The sequence below is a fragment of the Apilactobacillus apisilvae genome (genome assembly GCF_023380225.1).
Lineage (GTDB): Bacteria > Bacillota > Bacilli > Lactobacillales > Lactobacillaceae > Apilactobacillus > Apilactobacillus apisilvae.
This window is the reverse complement of the sequence record NZ_CP093362.1, coordinates 1,275,105-1,293,389: the sequence shown is the minus strand read 5'-3', so window position 1 is coordinate 1,293,389 and position 18,285 is coordinate 1,275,105. Positions and strand designations below refer to the sequence as shown.

Genomic DNA, 18,285 nt, shown 5'->3' with positions numbered 1-18,285 from the left:
GCAATACATAAAATCTTATGAGAACGATAGAACATTTTTTCACTATCGTAAAAATTCAATTGCTTATTCCGTGCAGATTTTAATAAAAAATACGTCAAAGCCAATAAAATAACGGTTACAATTAAGCAGACAATAAAACTAACCTGCCACGCTGCTAGAATAACTAAAAATAATATTATTGGAATAAATCCTAATAAAAAATTATGTAAATGTATTTTCAATTTTTCACCCTCATAGTTTAAAGATATACCATAATGTTATCAGACTTCAGATTAAGTTTTAATAGTATTTAGCAATATATCATAATATAATGAAATTATCTTATATAAAAGGACTTGATTAAATGGATTATCGAATTGAAAAAGACTCTTTAGGTGAAGTAAAAGTTCCCAAAGATGCACTCTTTGGGCCTCAAACTCAACGTAGTCGAAATAATTTTAAATTTGGTAAACTCATGCCGATGCCAATTATTCATGCTCTTTTGCAAATAAAAAAAGCCGCCGCGGTGGTAAATTCAAAAGATGGCAATCTTGATCAGGATAAAGCTAATTCAATCGTAAACACAATTGATACAATTTTGAATGGAAATTATCGTAATGAATTTCCCCTTCATGTTTATCAAACTGGTAGTGGAACTCAAACTAATATGAATGTGAATGAAGTAATTTCACATCTAGCAGAAGAATTAAATTCAGCTGTTAAAATTCATCCAAATGATGATGTTAATAAGTCACAAAGTTCAAATGATACTTTCCCAACTGCCATGATGATTGCAGCAAATGATGCAATTAATCAGTTATTACCAACATTAAAAACATTGGTCCAAAAATTAAACGAAAAAGAAATTGCATACAAAACTGTTGTTAAGATTGGGCGAACTCATTTGCAGGATGCCACCCCCATTACTTTTGGCCAAGAAATAAGTGGCTGGAAGTCAGCAATCCAACATGATATTGACTTCTTAGAAGAAAATAAAAAAACATTATTAGAATTACCAATTGGTGGAACTGCTGTGGGGACTGGATTAAATACGCCTAATCATTTTGACTCAGATATGGTTAAACAAATCAGTAAACAATTAAACGAACAATTTAAAGTTGCACCTAATAAGTTCCAAGGATTAGCTAACCATACTGGTATTACAATGGTTCATGGAATTTTAAAAACCTTAGCGACTGATTTAATTAAAGTCGGTAACGACATTCGTTTCTTGGCATCCGGTCCTCGTGCTGGCTATGACGAATTAAATATTCCAAGTAATGAACCAGGTTCTTCAATTATGCCAGGAAAAGTTAACCCTACTCAGATTGAAGCTTTAACCATGGTCGGTGCTGAAGTAATGGGCAATGACACAACCATTAATTTTGCTAACAGTCAGGGAAATTTTGAAATGAATGTTTATAAACCATTAATCATTACTAAATTTTTAGAAAGTGCTAATTTATTACGTGAATCAGTTGAATCATTCACTGACAAACTAGTAAATGGGATGACTATTAATCAAGATCGGATGAATGAACTATTAAAGAATTCATTAATGCTGGTCACTGCATTAAGTCCACATATTGGTTATGAGCGCAGTGCTAAGATTGCCCAAAAAGCGAAAAAAAATAGCACAACTTTAAAAGTAGCAGCATTAGCTAGTGGTGTTACAGAAGAAGAATTTAACAAATGGGTAGTTGCACGTGATATGACAAATATTGATCGATAGAAAAAAGTCGGCTAAAAATTTAGTCGACTTTTTGTGATTTATTTTCAATTTTCTGCAATAGTAAATTATTTTCAAAATGGAAACAAACAAGTGATATTGCAATCGCAGCGTAAATTGCTAAAATTATAAATTCAAAAATAATTTCTTTACCACCAACGGCTGTATAATTACTTTCTGGCATCCCTTTGGCAAGTGTAACTACAAAGTCATAAATAAAATGGGTTGCCATTGGAATCAAAAGACTACCAGACTTAATATAAATAGCCCCTAGAATCATCCCAACTCCGATAGCATTTAGAACTTGTAGCGTTGTAAAACCAAATGATTGTTGAGCTAAATTAATATAATGGAAACAGCCAAAAATAATAGCGGCAACCGTTAAAGCAATTGATACATTGACATAGGTTTGCTTAAATTTCGTAATTTTTTCTAGTACCCAGCCCATAATAACACCGCGAAACATTAGCTCTTCAGGAATTGCCGCAATAATACCAACATCTAAAGCAGTCCAATAATGTTTAGAAGTACAAGTTATTAAGATAATTAATAAACAACAGAATATAAATATTTTCCAACCAGCTTCTTCTTTCGAAGGTTTTAAATAAAAAGTCTGTCTGAACAACAAGTAGTTCAGTATTAAGATCACAAAAATAGATAAAATTTTATAGATATTGAGATATAACATATAGTGATTCTCAACTAAACTTGCATGTGTTAATAATCGATAACCGCCAGCATATATCAATGGTAATATAAGACCATCTAATAGTGTTTCTAAAATCAATAACAATGGAATCATCGTCCATTGCCATTTTGAACTAATTTTTTTAACTAACATCTAGTCACTTCCTAAAATAATAGTTTAAGCATTAAAATTGCCGATATTATATTGTTGAGCATATGTAAGGCGATTGATACTTTTAAATTGTTAGTTTTTTTATAAACATAAGCTAAAAACATCCCAATTTGACTATAAATTAAAATAAAGAAAACATTAAAATTAGTTGTATGAGCCAGGCCAAAAATTAAACCACTTAAAATAATGGGTAACCATTTAAAACGTGTGGGAAATAAAGCATCCATAAAATAGCCGCGAAAAACTAATTCTTCTAAAATCGGACTTAATATAACAATTCCAAAAAGCATTAGAATAGCCGTTGCATGATTAGTAGAAACCATATTTTCCAAATTTTGTTGATTACCGCTCGTCGATTGATGATACAATAACTTACTTAAAAAAAATAAAATCTCTTCAAGAAGCTGCGATAAAATATAACAAATCACAACTAATTTTACATTACTTAAAGTGATTTTTTGTTTTAAATTATTAATACTATGCTTAGTATAACAATAACGAGATACCCAAATCATTGCAAAATACAATAGAAAAAAGACTACTGATAATATAATCACTGAACTTAGGCTATTAGTATGAGCTAAAAAAGCAATTGGAATATATTGAAATCCTGCTATAATCATTAAAAATAATAAAATAAAGATACAAATTCGGTTGAATAATTTATCAAATGACCAAAAATTTGAATCATGCATTTATAAATCACTCCTTACAAAAATAACTTATTATGACAATAATATCATAATAAGTTATTTTTCATTTAGTGTTTATTTCTTTTCTTAATTGCATTGTTAATTTTTGAAGTTGTATTTTTAAATGTACTAAGAACCATTAGCCAAATAATTACATATATAATCAAAAAAGCAGTGATATATTGAGCCAAATAAGGCATTCTAAACGTGTCCAATTGGCCAGTTACTATATTTAATAAAGATACCAAAGTAAAAGTACCAATAAAATGTAAAATGATGGCATAAGTAACCTTTAATTTATCAGAATTAATTAACTCTGTTAATAACCCAATTAGACCACAAATAGAAAGATATATGATTCTATATTTTAAATCCCCCTCATAAAAATCAGTTAACATATAAATCAACGATCCAAACAACATTCCAACTATAAATTCTCGAACAAGTCTTTTCACAATTTTCATCTTGAACACCTCACATCTTCAAACTGCGTTTTAATTCTGGTAAATATTTCCGACTAACATTTAGCTTTAAATCATTGGTTAAGAAAGCAGTCATACTTCCTGAAAATGCGGTTTCCATAGATTTTAAATGGTCTAAATTAATAATCGCTGAACGACTAATTTGAATGAAATGATATGGTTTTAAGTTATTCAAAACTGATTTCAACTTACCATTAGTAGTGTATTCTTGTTCAATCGAGTAAATAGTTAATTCATTGCCATAAACTTCAATCCCAATAATGTTATCAAAAGGTAACATCACTACTCGATCATCAGTTGAAACCGGTAAAACTTTATTTTCATTAATTGAATCATTTAATTCATTAAGTTGATTTAAAAGATTGATGACTTGGGGAGATAATTTATTTGCACTGACCAAGACTTTAATATCATTTTCTGCTAATGTTTCATCTTGGTGAAAATCAATATTCATAAAGTGTCCCCCCTCTTTACTTATAACCTTAACATAATAAAATTAAGAACGATTATTTTTAAATTGTGATATTAATAAAAATAAAATAATTAAAACTAAAATGAAGATACATAAGGCAAAAACATTGCCTAATTGTGTCGTAACACCATTCACTTTTAATCCCATTGTATCTTTAAAACTTGATAATACCTTTGATGGTAAACCACTGAAGCTATCATTTAATTGATCCTTCATCAAAAGATTACGGTATAAAGATGAATTATATGCTGCTGGAATAAATTCAATAATTTTTTGACCAGCTTTAGGCAAGGAACCTAATGGCATATACACACCTGCAAAAAATCCTGCACAGGTTCCTACAATTGAGTTAACCCCCGAGATAGATGCTTGATTATCAAAAAATAAATCAATAACCATATTTACCATCGTCCAAACTAAGCTACTAAGCATTGCGATTAAAATTATGGGAATAATTGAAGCAAAATTGATTAATAATCCATCGGAAAAGTTAAAATAAATTGATAATAAGAAGAAAACAATGACTTGCATTAAGGTCCCAATTACAACTGAAGTTGCGACATATCCAATATTAATTTGTAATTTAGAGGCATTAGTTAATAATAAATCATCAATTCGACGATTTTCTTTATCCACAATTTTTTGATTCAAAGCACTTTGTGTCGTAGTAATTGCAGTCACTGTGACGGTTCCACCAATCAACCAGTAGTCTAGCAATTTAGTTCCTTCATGAATTGATTTTAAATCAGATTGAATACCATTTTTTAAAAATAAAATATATAAGATAAATGAAATAATTGCTCCCATTAAAGAGAAGAAAACCCTTTGACGATTGTTAAAATATAATAATAAATTTCTTTTGACCAAACTAATCATTATTGAATCTCCTTTCCAGTTAGGGCAATAAAGATATCATCCATACTGCCACGTTTATATTCAAAAGTAGTAATGAAATCTTTAATTTTAGATAAAATATTAATTGCATCATTATGATCATTAATATTGATTGTAAGCGATTCAAAAGTTTCCTCAGCAACATCAATGTCTAAATGTTGTTTTAAAGCATGTACATTATTTGAATATAAGGTTAACTTATCTTTCGTATATTTAATTTTTAGATCATTAACCGTATCATTAGCGACAATATTTCCTTTATCCATAACATAAACAAAATCAGCATCTTCAGCTTCTTCTAAATAGTGAGTTGTGAGGATAATTGTTAAGTTCATGGACTTGCGAAGATTATTTAGCACCTCCCAAATTTTATTTCTAGTTTGAATATCTAAGCCAGTTGATGGCTCATCTAAAAATAAGATTTCCGGTTTATTTAATAAAGATCTAACAATATCTACCCTTCTACGTTGGCCACCAGATAAGGTTTTATATTTTTGATGGATAATGTTTTTTAATTCAAAATCATCAATCAATTTATTTTTAAAATGGATATCCAAGTTTTTATACATATGAGCTCTAATATCGATGTTTTTCTCTACCGTTAAATCATCATCTAGGACACTATTTTGGAATACAACCCCCAACTTTTGACGATACTTAGCATCATTGGGTGAAAAACCCGCAAGTTTAATTTCACCATTGGTTGGTTTCATTAAACCAATCAACATTGAAATCGTCGTGGACTTACCAGCTCCATTATGACCAAGTAAAGCAACTAATTGTCCTTTTTGAACACTTAAATTAACATTATTAACGGCGATTTTATTTTTAAATTTTTTAGTTAAGTTATCAACTTTTAAAAGTTCCATAATTAAGGCCACCCTTTTGATTAATTGTGAATAGATTACCAGTAATCAAATGGGGTGTATCGAATAATACGATAAGTCGTTATTTTTATAATACGAGTGGTTCATTTATGTATATAAAAAGAGTATTCATAAAATATGAATACCCTAATATTTATTAAAGATATAAAATAGCTGCATAAACAACTAATGCAATTGCATTTAATGTTAAGAACCAGTTAATATTTTGAACCGTTAAACCAAAAGTTTCAGTTTTAACCTGTTTACCAAAAAATATTTTAGTATTGGACCAAACTTTTGGAATACTAATTAGGACTAATAACATGGTCCATGGTAACCATTGGAAAATAACCGATACTACAATACTTACATACATTAATACATAATAAAAAGCATAAAGTTTTAGAGCATTTTCTTTACCAATTCTAGCAACAATGGTAATTCGATGAAGATTAATATCATCTTCTTCATCACAAATATTGTTAGCTAAAACCATATTAGTAATTGAAAAAATAGTTAAGCCTGATGACACAATTGCGATTAACAATAATCTAAGATTAATTTCGCTTAATGGTACATTAATCAAAATACAAGCAAAGGTAATCCCAATTCCCATCGTGACACCAGAAGCTAAATCACCAAAACGAGTTGTTGATAATGAGTGTTTTCCAGCAGAATAGAAAAATGCAACTCCGAATCCCCAAAGACCAATTAATAATAACCAATATGTAGTAATAAAAACTAAATAGATTCCTAAAATCGCAATTAATATTCCTAAAGCAATATCTAGACGAGTAGCTTTGGTAATGGAAAGTCCTTTCACTCTAGTATTTTCAATAAAGCCATGCGCACTATGCTTAACTGCTTTTTTATAGTCCTCTAAGTTATCAGTAACATTAGTAAACATATGCATAAGCAAAGCAATTATCAAGAATAACAAAGAATGCCAAATGTTGATTGAGCCAAAATTACCCAAAACAAAAGTTATTCCCAAAATAAAAGCGAAAATGGTGGTCAACAAAGGACCAAGTACAATTAAATTTAAATATTCCTTAATGTTAATCATCTCCTATAAAAAAGTTTCAATAATATTATAAATTATACAACTATTATTATACAAATGGGGCCTATTTATCATATAATGTAATGATGGAGTTAAAAATTAATACAAAGAAGGGGATAACATGAAAGAAGTCCTTGTATTAGGTGGAGGATTTGCTGGTCTTCGTGCCTGCAGATTACTTGCCAAAAGCAAGTTAGATATTAACATTACCTTGGTTAATAATAATGATTATCATTATGACGCAACAGCTCTACATACTGTTTCTGCTGGTACTAGCAAACCAGAAGAAATCATGATGAAAATTAGTAACTGTATCAGTTCCAAAGTTAACTTTATAGAAGATACAGTCAATAATATTGACCACGATAATAAAACCGTGTCCTTAGAAAATAACGGTAGAATTAAATTTGATTACCTATTTAATGCATTAGGTTTTGAATCTGAAACTTTTGGTACACCTGGTGCTGATAAATACGGTCTACAAATTTGGAATATGAAAAGCAGTATCCAAAATATCAATAAAGTAAATGACAACCTAAAAGAATATCGTAAATCAAAAGATAAAAGCTATCTTTCATTTGCAGTAATTGGTGGTGGATTTACTGGAATTGAATTGCTGGGTGAACTTGCTTACATGTTACCAACATGGGCTAAGGAATGTGATTGTGATGTAAATGACTTTACAATCACTTGTATCGCTCCTAATTGCATTCCAATGTTTGATGAAAAACTAGTCCATTTTGCTTTGGATTACTTACATGATAAAGGTGTTGACTTTATTCTGGGTAACGATGCCAAAGCCAAAGAAATCACTGCTGATGGTGTTTATTATGGTGAGGATAATAAATTTGTTCCCGCTAAAACTACTTTCTGGACAACTGGAGTTAAAGGAAACACTGTCATTAAAGAAGCTGGTTATGATCAAAAACGTAACCGAGTAGTTGTTAATGACACAATGGCTTTAGATGCTTATCCTGATGAATATTTAATTGGAGATGTTTCAGCTGTTATGGATAAAGATACTAATCGTCCATACCCAACAACTGGACAAATTTCAATTCAAGAAGCTTCTATTGCTGTAGAAAATTTAAAAGCTCGTCTAAATAACAGCAAAAAAGTTCCATTTAGTTATAAGTCATTAGGAACCGTATGTTCCTTAGGTCCTACAATGGGAATTGCTGAATTACCTATGGGTAAGAAAACAATTAAGATTAAAGGACATTCAGTTTCATTACTAAAACATCTTGTTAGAATGAATACTGCGTTCGAAATTGCTGGAGTTAAGGCAGCAATTCAAAATTAAGGAGGAAGGTAAAATAATGTTTGATTTTGCATTAAACGTTCTACCGTTTGCTCGTTTTCAATTTGCAATGACAACCATTTTCCATTATTTCTTTATTCCAATGTCAATTGGAATTGGTTTGTCTGTTTGTATTATGGAAACAATGTATGCAATCACTAAGAACAAAATTTATCAAACTATGACAAAGTTTTGGGGAAGAATTTTCTTAATTGCTTTCGCCGTAGGTGTGGTTACTGGTATTATTCAAGAATTTCAATTTGGAATGAATTGGTCACAATACGCAAGATTCATGGGAGATATTTTTGGTGCTCCACTTGCAATCGAAGCATTACTAGCATTCTTCTTGGAATCTACGTTTTTAGGAGTTTGGATGTTCACTTGGGATAAATTCAAACCCGCTTGGCATGCTTTAATGATTTGGTTAGTATTTTTAGCTTCCACAGCTTCTGCTTTCTGGATTTTAACTGCTAACTCATTCATGCAACATCCTGTTGGTTACAAGTTAGCTTCCTCTGGTCACGTTGAAATGACTAGTTTTAAAGCCCTACTTACTAACGAACAATTATGGTATGAATTTCCTCACGTTATCTCAAGTTGTATTGTTACTGGTTCATTTGTGGTTGCTGGTACTTCTGCTTGGATGATTTTCCGTAAGCAATCGGTTGCTTTCTTCAGAAAATCAATGCGTCTAGGATTAGTGTTAGGAATTGTTGGTTGTCTGGGTGCAGTTACATCTGGTGACTTGCAATCAGGTTACTTAATTAAAGATCAACCCATGAAGTTTGCTGCTTCTGAAGGTATTTATAATCATACTGAAAATCCAGCCCCTTGGTCAGTGTTCCAACTAACTAACACTAAATCACATAAAGAATATGGAAAAATTGAAATTCCATATATGTTAAGTTTCCTTTCTTATCACAAATTTAGTGGTTCTGTTGCTGGGATGGATGAAGCCAACCGAGCTCTTCACAAGCAATATGATGGTAAATTTGGAAAAGATATGGACTATTCACTTAATGTTAACGTTCTATTCTTTGCATTTAGATTAATGGCTGCTGGTTTTGGTGGTTTAACCTTTATTGCATTGTTAGGTCTATGGTTCTCAAGAAGAAAGAAAAATTCAATTGTTAAACAAAAATGGCTAACATTTATTTTATTCTTAGCTACATTCGCGCCATTTGTTATTAATACTGGTGGTTGGTTATTTACTGAACTTGGTCGTAATCCATGGGTTGTTTATGGACTACTACCAATCAAAGATGCCGTTTCACCAAGTACAAGTACCACTTCAGTAATCTTTACTATTGTTGTATACTTCTTATTATTCGTAACACTTGCTAGTTGCATGGTCTTCTATGCTAAGAAATCACTATACAAAGGTCCTGAAAGTATCGATAAAACTATCGATTACGATAATGATGATCCATTTTCTAAGGAGGCCTTTAACAAATGAGTTTCTTACAATTTTTATGGTATGCAGTAATTTGTTTACTGTTCATCATGTTTTTAGTCCTAGATGGAGCTGATTTTGGTGCTGGAATGGCATCTAAATTGCTTGCATTTCGTCCTGCTGAAAGTAATATGATTGTTCGTTCAATTAGTCCTCACTGGGATGGTAACGAAGTTTTCTTAATTGCTGCTGGTGGTTCTATGTTTGCAACGATGCCATTTTGGTATGCTAGTCTATTTTCTGGCTTTTATATATTATTATTTTTAGTACTAGTATCATTAATCTTTAGAGGGGTAGCATTCGAATTTAATAATGTTGCTGAAACCCCTAAGGGTAAAAATGCTTGGATGTGGGTTACCGCAATTAGTAGTACTACTGCACCATTCTTACTTGGAATGTTATTTACTGCTATGATTCAACCAGTACCAATGGATAGTCATGGAAATGTCTTCGTTAGTTTATTTAACGTTGTTAACCCACTTTCAGTATTAGGTGGACTTGCAGTTACTGCATTGTGTTTATTCCAAGGACTTCATTTCTTTACATTACATGCAAATGGAATCATGAGATATCGTGCTTCTAGTTTAGCTGCTAACCTCTATTGGGCTGCTTATCCAGTTGAAGTATTATTCGCAATTGCATTGTTCTTCCAAACTGATTTCTTTAAAGATCATTTATTTAGTACTTTAATCTTATTAGTACTAATTGTATTTACAACTGCTTGGGGACACTTATCAACTGGAATGCGTAAAGAAGTTCAAGCTTACATTGCCAACTCTCTAACCATTGCATTTGTTGTAATATTAGTATTTGTCGGATTATTCCCTCATGTACTAATTGCACAAAACCCAGTTAACTCATTATTAATTAAAAACGTTTCTTCTTCTCCATTTACTCTAACCGTAGTTACAATCGTTCTATGTATCTTACTACCAATTTTAACTACTTACTTCATTTGGAGTTATGTAATTCAATGGAAACGTCATGATTTATCAGAATTCGAAAACACCGATAAAGGTGCCTATTAGGATTCTATATCGGGAGGAATCTTCATATGTTCAATAAAAAACTAATGACAATTCCCGGTATCAAAAAACTAATTATTAAAATTAGCATATTAGCAGTCATTCAGGCATTAGCAATTATTGCCGAAGCATGGTTTTTATCCAGCGCTTTGGTTAATGCATGGATGCTTAAAAAAGTAACAGCATCGATTTATCCAATGCTGTTCTTTTTTATTGCTTTCATAATTAGATATTTGATTACTAGAATTGAAAATCAAATTAACGATAATTTTGCCGATCAAGCTAGTAGTGATTTCAAAAAAGAATTGCTACAAAAGACTTTCGAATTAGGTCCACAATCAATTGCTAAATTAGGTTCTGGACAATTAATCACTCTTTCACTTGAAGGTATCGACAAAATAAAAAATTATTTAAACATAATTATCCTAAAAACATTAAACTTAGCAATTATCCCATGGATTATTTTAGTTGCTGTCTTTTTTGTAAATGCATTGTCTGGATTAGTATTGTTATTAGTATTTCCAATTATCATTTACTTTATGATTATTTTGGGAATTGCTGCCCGTAAAAAATCAGACCAACAATATGTTAACTTTTCTAAAATGTCTAATAATTTTATAAATACGTTACGGGGATTAAAAACCTTAAAATTATTTGGTTTGAGTAAAATTTATGGTAAAAATATTTTTAGAGTTTCAGAAAATTATCGTAAATCAACCATGGAAGTTCTGAAAATAGCTTTATTATCAACTTTTACATTAGATTTTATGACAACTATCTCAATCGCAATTGTTGCCGTTATTTTAGGGGTTCGTTTAATTAATGGTTCAGTATTGTTGTTCCCGGCATTATTTGCATTAATCACAGCACCCGATTACTTCTTACCACTAAGAGATTACGGAAATGATTATCATGCAACTTTAGATGGTAAAAATGCCTTAGATCATTTAAATGAAATCTTAGAAACTCCATCACCTAAAGCTAAAAAAGAATTAAATAAATTTAATCATTGGCAAACAACATCAACATTCAGCGCCGAAAAGTTATCATTTAATTATGATGAAAAAGACAACAAAGGTGTTAATGATATTGCATTTAAGTTTACTGGTAATTTAAAAGTTGGAATTGTTGGGCAATCTGGATCAGGTAAATCAACTATGCTAAATTTACTTGGTGGTTGGTTACAACCTGATGAAAATAGTATTTTCAAAATTAATGGTGAAAAAACTGATAGTTTGGCTCAATTCAATTGGCAAAAGCACCTTAGTTATATTCCACAAAATCCATACCTATTTTCAGGGTCAATTGCGGAAAATATTGCTTTTTATAGACCAGATGCTAGTCCAGAAGATATTAAAAATGCAGCTCAAAGTGCTGGACTAGAAAGCTTTATCGAGTCATTAAAAGATGGAATTGATACTGTTATTGGTCGCGGTGGTCGTGGCGTTTCTGGTGGACAAGCCCAAAGAATTGCTTTAGCACGTGTATTATTAGACGATCAACGTGAAATCATATTACTTGATGAACCCACTGCTCATTTAGATATCGAAACCGAATATGAATTAAAACAAACTATGTTACCAATTTTTAATAATCACTTAATTATTTTTGCTACACATCGTCTACATTGGATGAATGAAATGGATTACACTTTAGTGATGGAAAATGGTAAATTAGTTGAACAAGGTAATCCAAAAGAATTACTTCAAAAAGATGGTAAATATAAACAATTAGTTAATGAAATTCGAGGTGAACATAATAATGCGTAATTTTTTTAATAAAGATACATGGATTAAACCATATTTAAAAAAAGACAAAAAATTATTGTTCACAGCTTTTAGTTTAGGAATTTTAACAATTATCTGTTCAATAGGATTGATGTTTGTTGCTGGATATTTAATCAGTCGTTCAGCGACAAGGCCTTATAACATTTTAATTGTTTATGTTCCTGTTATTTTGGCACAAGCATTTGGCACTGGAAGACCAGTCTTCCAGTATCTTGAACAATTAACCTCACATAATTGGGTATTAAGAGTTGTATCTTCTTTGCGTCAAAGATTATATGTAACTTTGGAAAAAGGTGCCGATTTTGTCGGTGAACGTTTTAAATTAGGTAATTTACTAGGAGTATTATCCGATGATTTAGAGCATTTGGAAGATTTATATCTTAAAACCATTTTTCCGATAATTACTTCTTATATTACTGGAACCTTACTAATTATTTTGTTGGGAATTATTAGTTGGCCCTATGCCATCTTTATGTTTATCTGCTTTGCAATCATCTTATTAGTAGTTCCTGTTATCTCAGTTATTATTTTTGGTAAAGCTAAAAAATATGAAAAAGATTTGGTTGCTGATAACTATCAAAATTTAACCGATGCAACCCTTGGTGTCACCGACTGGATGATATCTGGACGTAAAAATGACTTTGTTAATGAAGGTACTAAAAATGATGATAAGTTAGCTCAATCAAGAAATAAGGTGGATCATTTTGAATGGAATCGTGACTTATTTTTACGTGGAATGATCGGTATTATTATTTTAGGTTCTATCATTTGGGGAAATATCTACTTAAATGATAGCCAGTCAATGTCCAATTATATTGCAGCATTTGTATTAGGCGTTTTCCCACTTTTAGATACATTTATCCCCGTGTCTCAAGCAATGGAAAATTGGCCAATATATAAAGAATCAGTAAGTCGCTTGAATAATCTTTCCAATCAATTAGATACTGAAGAAAAAGAAACTAAAGCCGAATTTGATGAAAATAAAATTAATCGTATTAGTATGAACAATGTTTCATTTAAATATGATGACGACAATTCTGAAATTCTACAAAACGTTTCTATTAATCTTAAAAAAGGCCAAAAATTAGCCATAATTGGTCCTAGTGGTGTTGGAAAAACAACTTTACTTCAATTATTAATCGGTAGCATTAACCCCAACAAAGGAGAAATCAAGATTAATAATACTAAAGTTAGCGACTTGCAAAATAATCGATCAGATATTTTTAGCGTTCTGGACCAACAACCATTCTTGTTCGATACAACAATCATTAATAATGTCATGATTGGAAATGAACAAGCTAGTTTTGAGCAAGCCAAAAAAGCTTTATCTGATGTTGAATTATCAGATTACATTGAAAGTCTACCTAATCAATATGACACTGATATTGATGAAAGTGGAATCAAATTATCTGGTGGACAAAGACAACGCTTGGCAATTGCTAGAATTTTGCTACAAAACAATCCGATTGTATTGTTGGACGAACCAACCGTTGGTTTAGATCCCATTACAGAAAATAATTTAATAAAAACTTTAAATAAAGTATTAAAAGATAAAACCATTATTTGGGTAACTCATCATTTGCAAGGACTATCAAAAATGGATGAAGTTATTTTCTTACAAAAAGGAACCATCCAAATGGATGGCTCCCCAGCTGAGTTATATAAAAATAATGAAAAATACCGAAAACTTTATCAAATGGATCAAGGAATTGAAAATTAATTAAACAGTTTTGTTACCAATTTAGCTAATACTTTTCTAGCATTATTATTTGGTAGTTGTTCAATCATATTTTCAATTGATTGATTGTAAGCATCCATCTTGGCATGCGTTTTATCTAATGATCCACTTTCTTTTACAATTGCTTTAACTCGAATTAGATCAGCTCGCTTGAGCTGGTCTTTTTTGTTTAGAATCGAAGTTAGTTCATCTTTATAATTAGTTTGCATTGCATAAATAACTGGTAATGTATAAATACCATCTAAAATATCATTCAAAATTGGCTTACCAGCATCTTCTTTATTGTCTTCAAAATCAATTAAATCATCTCGAAGTTGAAATGCAATTCCAAATTCTGAACCAATTTGTTCGGAAAATTTGATTGTTTGTTCATCAGCTTCAGCAATGATGGCACCATTACCGGCAGCAATTTTGAATAATTCAGCTGTTTTACCTTGAACAGCTGCTAAATATTGTTGTTCACTTCGATTTAAATCAAATTTAGTTTCATTTTGGCGTAATTCACCATTAACTATTCCTTCAATACCTGTAATGTTGTATTTTATTTCAGCTTTACCAGGCAATGTATCTAATACTAAATTAAAATACTTAACGAATAAATAATCACCTAGGTAAATCGATGTCCGTTCGCCAAAATTATAATTTAAACTTTTAACCCCACGTCGTAAATCTGATTTGTCAATAACATCATCATGAACTAAAGACGCTAGGTGGATTAATTCTACTGAAGCAGCAACTTTTTCGAAATAATTGTCCTCATCCTTTTTAGTGCCAAATTCAGTAAATAACATTAAGAAAGCAGCACGCAGCATTTTACCGCTACCGTTAATTAGATCATTGATACTCTTTTTAAAATCATCATCGTCAATTTGAACTTGCTGTTTCATAATTTGTTCTATTGCTTTCAACCTTTTTTCTAACTCAGGTCTTTGTTTCCATAATCGAAGATCCATACAATTCCCCTATTTCATACTCGTTTATTATATTTCATAATTTTACAACTTTTAAAGTGTTCTATCCAGTTAGCAACCATTAATGTTATCAATCAATTCACAAATTATCAATCATCAAGCCCATTAACTATACCTTTAAGCAAAAAATGGTTAAAATATTGATTGTATAATATTTTTATAAAGGAATGATTTTAAATGAGAATTGGCGTTACCGCAGACATTATTTTAAGCCAAAACCAAACTTTCAGACAACGTGAAGGCCACTTTGCCCAAAGAACTCTGATGAGTTGCCTTTTGGCTAATAACATTACTCCAATTGTTTTTCCAGTTGCTAAGCCAGAAATGGCAGCTGATTTATTAGAAACAGTTGATGGAGTTATTTTAACTGGTGGTCCAGACGTTTTACCAAAATATTATGGTGAAGAACCAATCAAAGAAATCGGTGCTACATATGAACCACGTGATGAATTTGAATTAGCCTTGGTCAAAAAAGCTGTCCAAATGCATAAACCAATTTTAGCAATTTGCCGTGGACTACAAATTGTGAATGTCGCTTTAGGCGGAAATTTATATCAAGATATCGATACCCAATTTAAACCTAAAGATGGCATGCATATGCTACAACATTCGCAAAGAGCAATTGGTTATGCCCCTATTCACCATATTAACATTGATAAAAATTCAGCATTAGCAAATACCTTTGGTAGTCGAGCTTTTGTTAATTCATTTCATCACGAGGCAGCAAAAGACCCGGCTCCTGGATTAAATATTGTTGCTCGTTCCGATGACGGAATGATTGAAGGATTGGAAAATGAATATAAAACCATCCAATGTGTTCAATGGCATCCTGAGAATATGTGGGACGAATACGAAGAAGAAAATCAACTATTTGTTGACTTCTTTAATCGTATCCATACAAATTTAGGAAGTGATAATTAATGCCAGATACAAAAAAGAAATTAAGCTTCTTTAGTATTGTGCTTTTAGGTATAAATGCAATCATTGGTTCTGGAATCTTTTTGTTACCATCAGCTGGAATGAAGATCTTTGGTCCCGCTAGTATTTTAGTATTAATTTTTGATGCGTTTTTAGCATTTATGATTGGCCTTTGCTTTGCAGAATGTTCCGGATTATTCGATGAATCCGGTGGTGCTTACATTTATGCAAAACGCGCCTTTGGTAATTTTGTTGGATATGAAGTGGGAATTGCTGCATGGGCTGTTAGAATTATTGCCGAAGCAACTATGTATGTAGCATTTGCAACTGCTTTAGGTGGTTTTTTCCCTATTTTAAACTCATCATTAGCTAAAAACATGATAGTAACAATCATGGCAGTTGGGCTAATGATCTTAAACCTAGCTGGAATTGAAGCAGCTTCTGCTTTAAGTAATATTATTACTGTGGGAAAATTATTACCGATATTTTTGATAATTATAATTGGTTTATTCTTTATTCATCCCGGTAATTTCCAACCATTTTTTGTTCCGTCTCTAACCCATACTTTTAATTTTTCCAATGCTACATTAACGATGTTTTACATTTTTACTGGAGTTGAAGGATTAGTGGTTACAGCTGGTGAGATGAGCAATGCCAAAAAGAATTTACCCCGTGCAATTATGGTCGTATTATCAGTTGTAACAATTGTTTATATTCTAATTATGACGGTCTGTATTGGTGTTTTAGGTCATAAATTAACGCAAACTTCAGTCCCATTACAAGCAGCTTTAACTGCCATGATTGGTAAAGTTGGTAGTTACATCGTCGTAGCTGGATCGGTATTATCAATTGGTGGGATTTGCATTGCATCATCATTTATTACACCACGTTCAACTGAAGCTCTGGCTGATAATGGTATTTTACCAAAAGCTTTTAGTACTAAAAATAGGAAAAACGCTCCATATATTTCTATTATTGTTAACGCTGTATTGATTTTAGTTTTAGCGTACTCTGGAACATTTACTTACTTGGCACAAATTAGTGCAATTTCTCGTTTTGCACAATTTATTCCAACCATCATTGCAGTAATGGTATTTAGAAAAACCATGAAGAAACAACCCAGATCATTTAAACTACCTCTAGGTTATACGATTCCAATTATTGCATTGGCAATATCGTTATGGTTAATCTTTAATACTCAAGTTAATTTATTAATTTTTGGTTTTGGTGCATTAGTTATTGCATTACCATTCTACTTTTTAACTCGTGTTTATAGAGAAAAATAAATAATAAAAAAATCTCAAACAAATAAGTTTGAGATTTTTTATTTCATTTTTACAATAATGGCTCTTAAATTAAAGAATTTTTCAAAACGTACATGCATCCATTGAACATTATCACCCTGTCTTTCAAATTCTTTTTTATAACGCTTAATCATTCCAGGAGTATTCAACATAAAAATCTTACCACCACTTTTAACAACTCGATTTAATTCATTAGTGATTAGTAAATAAATGCTTTTACTATGATTACTTAATTGATCATCGCGACCATGAATAGCAGTAGCTACGTTAAATTGACTATCTTGATATGGTATTTGGGTAATATCACTATCTTTTAGTTCAATTTTATCTTTTACATTTTCTAAAACAGCATTTTTTTCTAAACGTTGAATACTGTATTGATAAATATCTTCTACACCATAAGCTTTTTCAATATTATTATCTTTAGCTAACTGGATTAGTGCATATCCAGTACCAGTTCCCAAATCTAAGCCTTGTGATTTTTCATCAAATTTTTGATTATTAATAAATTTATTAATATAAATTTTTTTAAAAGTAACCGTTCTAAAAATGGACCACAAAGCAATTAATATTAATAAAATAACATATATAGTCAATCCTCTTTTATGGTCTAAAGTAGTGGATCCATATAAACAAAATGCTGCAATCAATGAAAGTGCAATAATATATGGTTCATCAGTCTTATATCGATACCAATGTTTTATCCAATTTGTAAATTTCTTCATCAAATATGTATCCTTTCGAATCATTTTT

Annotated in this window: 17 protein-coding genes; 8 read left to right on the top strand and 9 right to left on the bottom strand. The window is 31.0% G+C overall.

The features are described from left to right. Positions 1–343: 343 nt before the first annotated feature. Positions 344–1,711 carry a class II fumarate hydratase gene (locus MOO46_RS06610; RefSeq protein WP_249510890.1) on the top strand — a complete coding sequence of 456 codons (1,368 nt, stop codon included), beginning with the start codon at positions 344–346 and terminating at the stop codon, positions 1,709–1,711. A 19-nt stretch (positions 1,712–1,730) separates the two neighbouring features. On the opposite strand, the gene MOO46_RS06605 is transcribed toward MOO46_RS06610, so the two are convergent. From MOO46_RS06605 to MOO46_RS06575, 7 genes are all read right to left on the bottom strand, one after another. After that, positions 1,731–2,549: a CPBP family intramembrane glutamic endopeptidase gene (locus MOO46_RS06605; protein ID WP_249510889.1), complete on the bottom strand. Its 819-nt coding sequence runs from the start codon at positions 2,547–2,549 to the stop codon at positions 1,731–1,733. An 11-nt stretch (positions 2,550–2,560) separates the two neighbouring features. Next, positions 2,561–3,262, bottom strand: a complete 702-nt coding sequence (locus tag MOO46_RS06600) for a CPBP family intramembrane glutamic endopeptidase (RefSeq protein WP_249510888.1) — start codon at positions 3,260–3,262, stop codon at positions 2,561–2,563. A 65-nt stretch (positions 3,263–3,327) separates the two neighbouring features. After that, the gene (locus MOO46_RS06595; protein ID WP_249510887.1) at positions 3,328–3,723 is read right to left on the bottom strand and encodes a DUF3021 family protein; all 396 of its coding nucleotides are present in this window, start codon (positions 3,721–3,723) and stop codon (positions 3,328–3,330) included. 10 nt (positions 3,724–3,733) lie between these two features. Continuing rightward, a complete protein-coding gene (locus MOO46_RS06590; RefSeq protein ID WP_249510886.1) occupies positions 3,734–4,195 on the bottom strand; it encodes a LytTR family DNA-binding domain-containing protein in 462 nt (153 codons plus the stop codon). 42 nt (positions 4,196–4,237) lie between these two features. Further along, positions 4,238–5,089: an ABC transporter permease gene (locus MOO46_RS06585; protein ID WP_249510885.1), complete on the bottom strand. Its 852-nt coding sequence runs from the start codon at positions 5,087–5,089 to the stop codon at positions 4,238–4,240. Beyond that, positions 5,089–5,976, bottom strand: coding sequence for an ABC transporter ATP-binding protein (locus MOO46_RS06580; RefSeq protein ID WP_249510884.1), 888 nt, complete (start codon positions 5,974–5,976; stop codon positions 5,089–5,091). The genes MOO46_RS06585 and MOO46_RS06580 overlap by 1 nt, the downstream gene beginning before the upstream one ends. A 154-nt stretch (positions 5,977–6,130) precedes the next feature. Further along, positions 6,131–7,039 (bottom strand): prenyltransferase, encoded by a 909-nt coding sequence (locus MOO46_RS06575; RefSeq protein ID WP_260525465.1) that lies wholly within the window; start codon positions 7,037–7,039, stop codon positions 6,131–6,133. A 118-nt stretch (positions 7,040–7,157) separates the two neighbouring features. Between MOO46_RS06575 and MOO46_RS06570 the strand changes: the two genes are divergently transcribed. The 5 genes from MOO46_RS06570 to cydC are packed head-to-tail and all read left to right on the top strand — an operon-like array spanning position 7,158 to position 14,321. After that, complete coding sequence (locus MOO46_RS06570) at positions 7,158–8,339, top strand: NAD(P)/FAD-dependent oxidoreductase (RefSeq protein ID WP_249510882.1); 1,182 nt, start codon at positions 7,158–7,160, stop codon at positions 8,337–8,339. A gap of 16 nt (positions 8,340–8,355) precedes the next feature. Then, positions 8,356–9,792: a cytochrome ubiquinol oxidase subunit I gene (locus MOO46_RS06565; protein ID WP_249510881.1), complete on the top strand. Its 1,437-nt coding sequence runs from the start codon at positions 8,356–8,358 to the stop codon at positions 9,790–9,792. After that, on the top strand, positions 9,789–10,817 hold the full coding sequence (gene cydB / locus MOO46_RS06560) for a cytochrome d ubiquinol oxidase subunit II (RefSeq protein ID WP_249510880.1): 1,029 nt from the start codon (positions 9,789–9,791) through the stop codon (positions 10,815–10,817). The genes MOO46_RS06565 and cydB overlap by 4 nt, the downstream gene beginning before the upstream one ends. 26 nt (positions 10,818–10,843) lie before the next feature. After that, positions 10,844–12,583 carry a thiol reductant ABC exporter subunit CydD gene (gene cydD, locus MOO46_RS06555; protein ID WP_249510879.1) on the top strand — a complete coding sequence of 580 codons (1,740 nt, stop codon included), beginning with the start codon at positions 10,844–10,846 and terminating at the stop codon, positions 12,581–12,583. Continuing rightward, on the top strand, positions 12,576–14,321 hold the full coding sequence (cydC, locus tag MOO46_RS06550) for a thiol reductant ABC exporter subunit CydC (protein WP_249510878.1): 1,746 nt from the start codon (positions 12,576–12,578) through the stop codon (positions 14,319–14,321). The genes cydD and cydC overlap by 8 nt, the downstream gene beginning before the upstream one ends. Here the strand turns inward: cydC and MOO46_RS06545 are convergent. Beyond that, complete coding sequence (locus MOO46_RS06545) at positions 14,318–15,292, bottom strand: polyprenyl synthetase family protein (RefSeq protein WP_249510877.1); 975 nt, start codon at positions 15,290–15,292, stop codon at positions 14,318–14,320. The genes cydC and MOO46_RS06545 overlap by 4 nt on opposite strands. Before the next feature lie 195 nt (positions 15,293–15,487). Between MOO46_RS06545 and MOO46_RS06540 the strand changes: the two genes are divergently transcribed. Both MOO46_RS06540 and MOO46_RS06535 read left to right on the top strand, forming a co-directional pair. After that, on the top strand, positions 15,488–16,231 hold the full coding sequence (locus MOO46_RS06540) for a gamma-glutamyl-gamma-aminobutyrate hydrolase family protein (protein WP_249510876.1): 744 nt from the start codon (positions 15,488–15,490) through the stop codon (positions 16,229–16,231). Next, the gene (locus MOO46_RS06535; RefSeq protein WP_249510875.1) at positions 16,231–17,514 is read left to right on the top strand and encodes an APC family permease; all 1,284 of its coding nucleotides are present in this window, start codon (positions 16,231–16,233) and stop codon (positions 17,512–17,514) included. The genes MOO46_RS06540 and MOO46_RS06535 overlap by 1 nt, the downstream gene beginning before the upstream one ends. Before the next feature lie 38 nt (positions 17,515–17,552). On the opposite strand, the gene MOO46_RS06530 is transcribed toward MOO46_RS06535, so the two are convergent. Further along, entirely contained in the window at positions 17,553–18,257 is a 705-nt protein-coding gene (locus MOO46_RS06530; protein ID WP_249510874.1) for a class I SAM-dependent methyltransferase, read from the bottom strand. Between the last annotated feature and the right edge of the window lie 28 nt (positions 18,258–18,285).

Bases quoted from the DNA above. Each gene is read 5' to 3' on its own strand.
- MOO46_RS06610 (WP_249510890.1), top strand. From the start codon at position 344: ATGGATTATCGAATTGAAAAAGACTCTTTAGGTGAAGTAAAAGTTCCC.
- MOO46_RS06605 (WP_249510889.1), bottom strand. From the start codon at position 2,549: ATGTTAGTTAAAAAAATTAGTTCAAAATGGCAATGGACGATGATTCCA.
- MOO46_RS06600 (WP_249510888.1), bottom strand. From the start codon at position 3,262: ATGCATGATTCAAATTTTTGGTCATTTGATAAATTATTCAACCGAATT.
- MOO46_RS06595 (WP_249510887.1), bottom strand. From the start codon at position 3,723: ATGAAAATTGTGAAAAGACTTGTTCGAGAATTTATAGTTGGAATGTTG.
- MOO46_RS06590 (WP_249510886.1), bottom strand. From the start codon at position 4,195: ATGAATATTGATTTTCACCAAGATGAAACATTAGCAGAAAATGATATT.
- MOO46_RS06585 (WP_249510885.1), bottom strand. From the start codon at position 5,089: ATGATTAGTTTGGTCAAAAGAAATTTATTATTATATTTTAACAATCGT.
- MOO46_RS06580 (WP_249510884.1), bottom strand. From the start codon at position 5,976: ATGGAACTTTTAAAAGTTGATAACTTAACTAAAAAATTTAAAAATAAA.
- MOO46_RS06575 (WP_260525465.1), bottom strand. From the start codon at position 7,039: ATGATTAACATTAAGGAATATTTAAATTTAATTGTACTTGGTCCTTTG.
- MOO46_RS06570 (WP_249510882.1), top strand. From the start codon at position 7,158: ATGAAAGAAGTCCTTGTATTAGGTGGAGGATTTGCTGGTCTTCGTGCC.
- MOO46_RS06565 (WP_249510881.1), top strand. From the start codon at position 8,356: ATGTTTGATTTTGCATTAAACGTTCTACCGTTTGCTCGTTTTCAATTT.
- cydB (WP_249510880.1), top strand. From the start codon at position 9,789: ATGAGTTTCTTACAATTTTTATGGTATGCAGTAATTTGTTTACTGTTC.
- cydD (WP_249510879.1), top strand. From the start codon at position 10,844: ATGTTCAATAAAAAACTAATGACAATTCCCGGTATCAAAAAACTAATT.
- cydC (WP_249510878.1), top strand. From the start codon at position 12,576: ATGCGTAATTTTTTTAATAAAGATACATGGATTAAACCATATTTAAAA.
- MOO46_RS06545 (WP_249510877.1), bottom strand. From the start codon at position 15,292: ATGGATCTTCGATTATGGAAACAAAGACCTGAGTTAGAAAAAAGGTTG.
- MOO46_RS06540 (WP_249510876.1), top strand. From the start codon at position 15,488: ATGAGAATTGGCGTTACCGCAGACATTATTTTAAGCCAAAACCAAACT.
- MOO46_RS06535 (WP_249510875.1), top strand. From the start codon at position 16,231: ATGCCAGATACAAAAAAGAAATTAAGCTTCTTTAGTATTGTGCTTTTA.
- MOO46_RS06530 (WP_249510874.1), bottom strand. From the start codon at position 18,257: ATGAAGAAATTTACAAATTGGATAAAACATTGGTATCGATATAAGACT.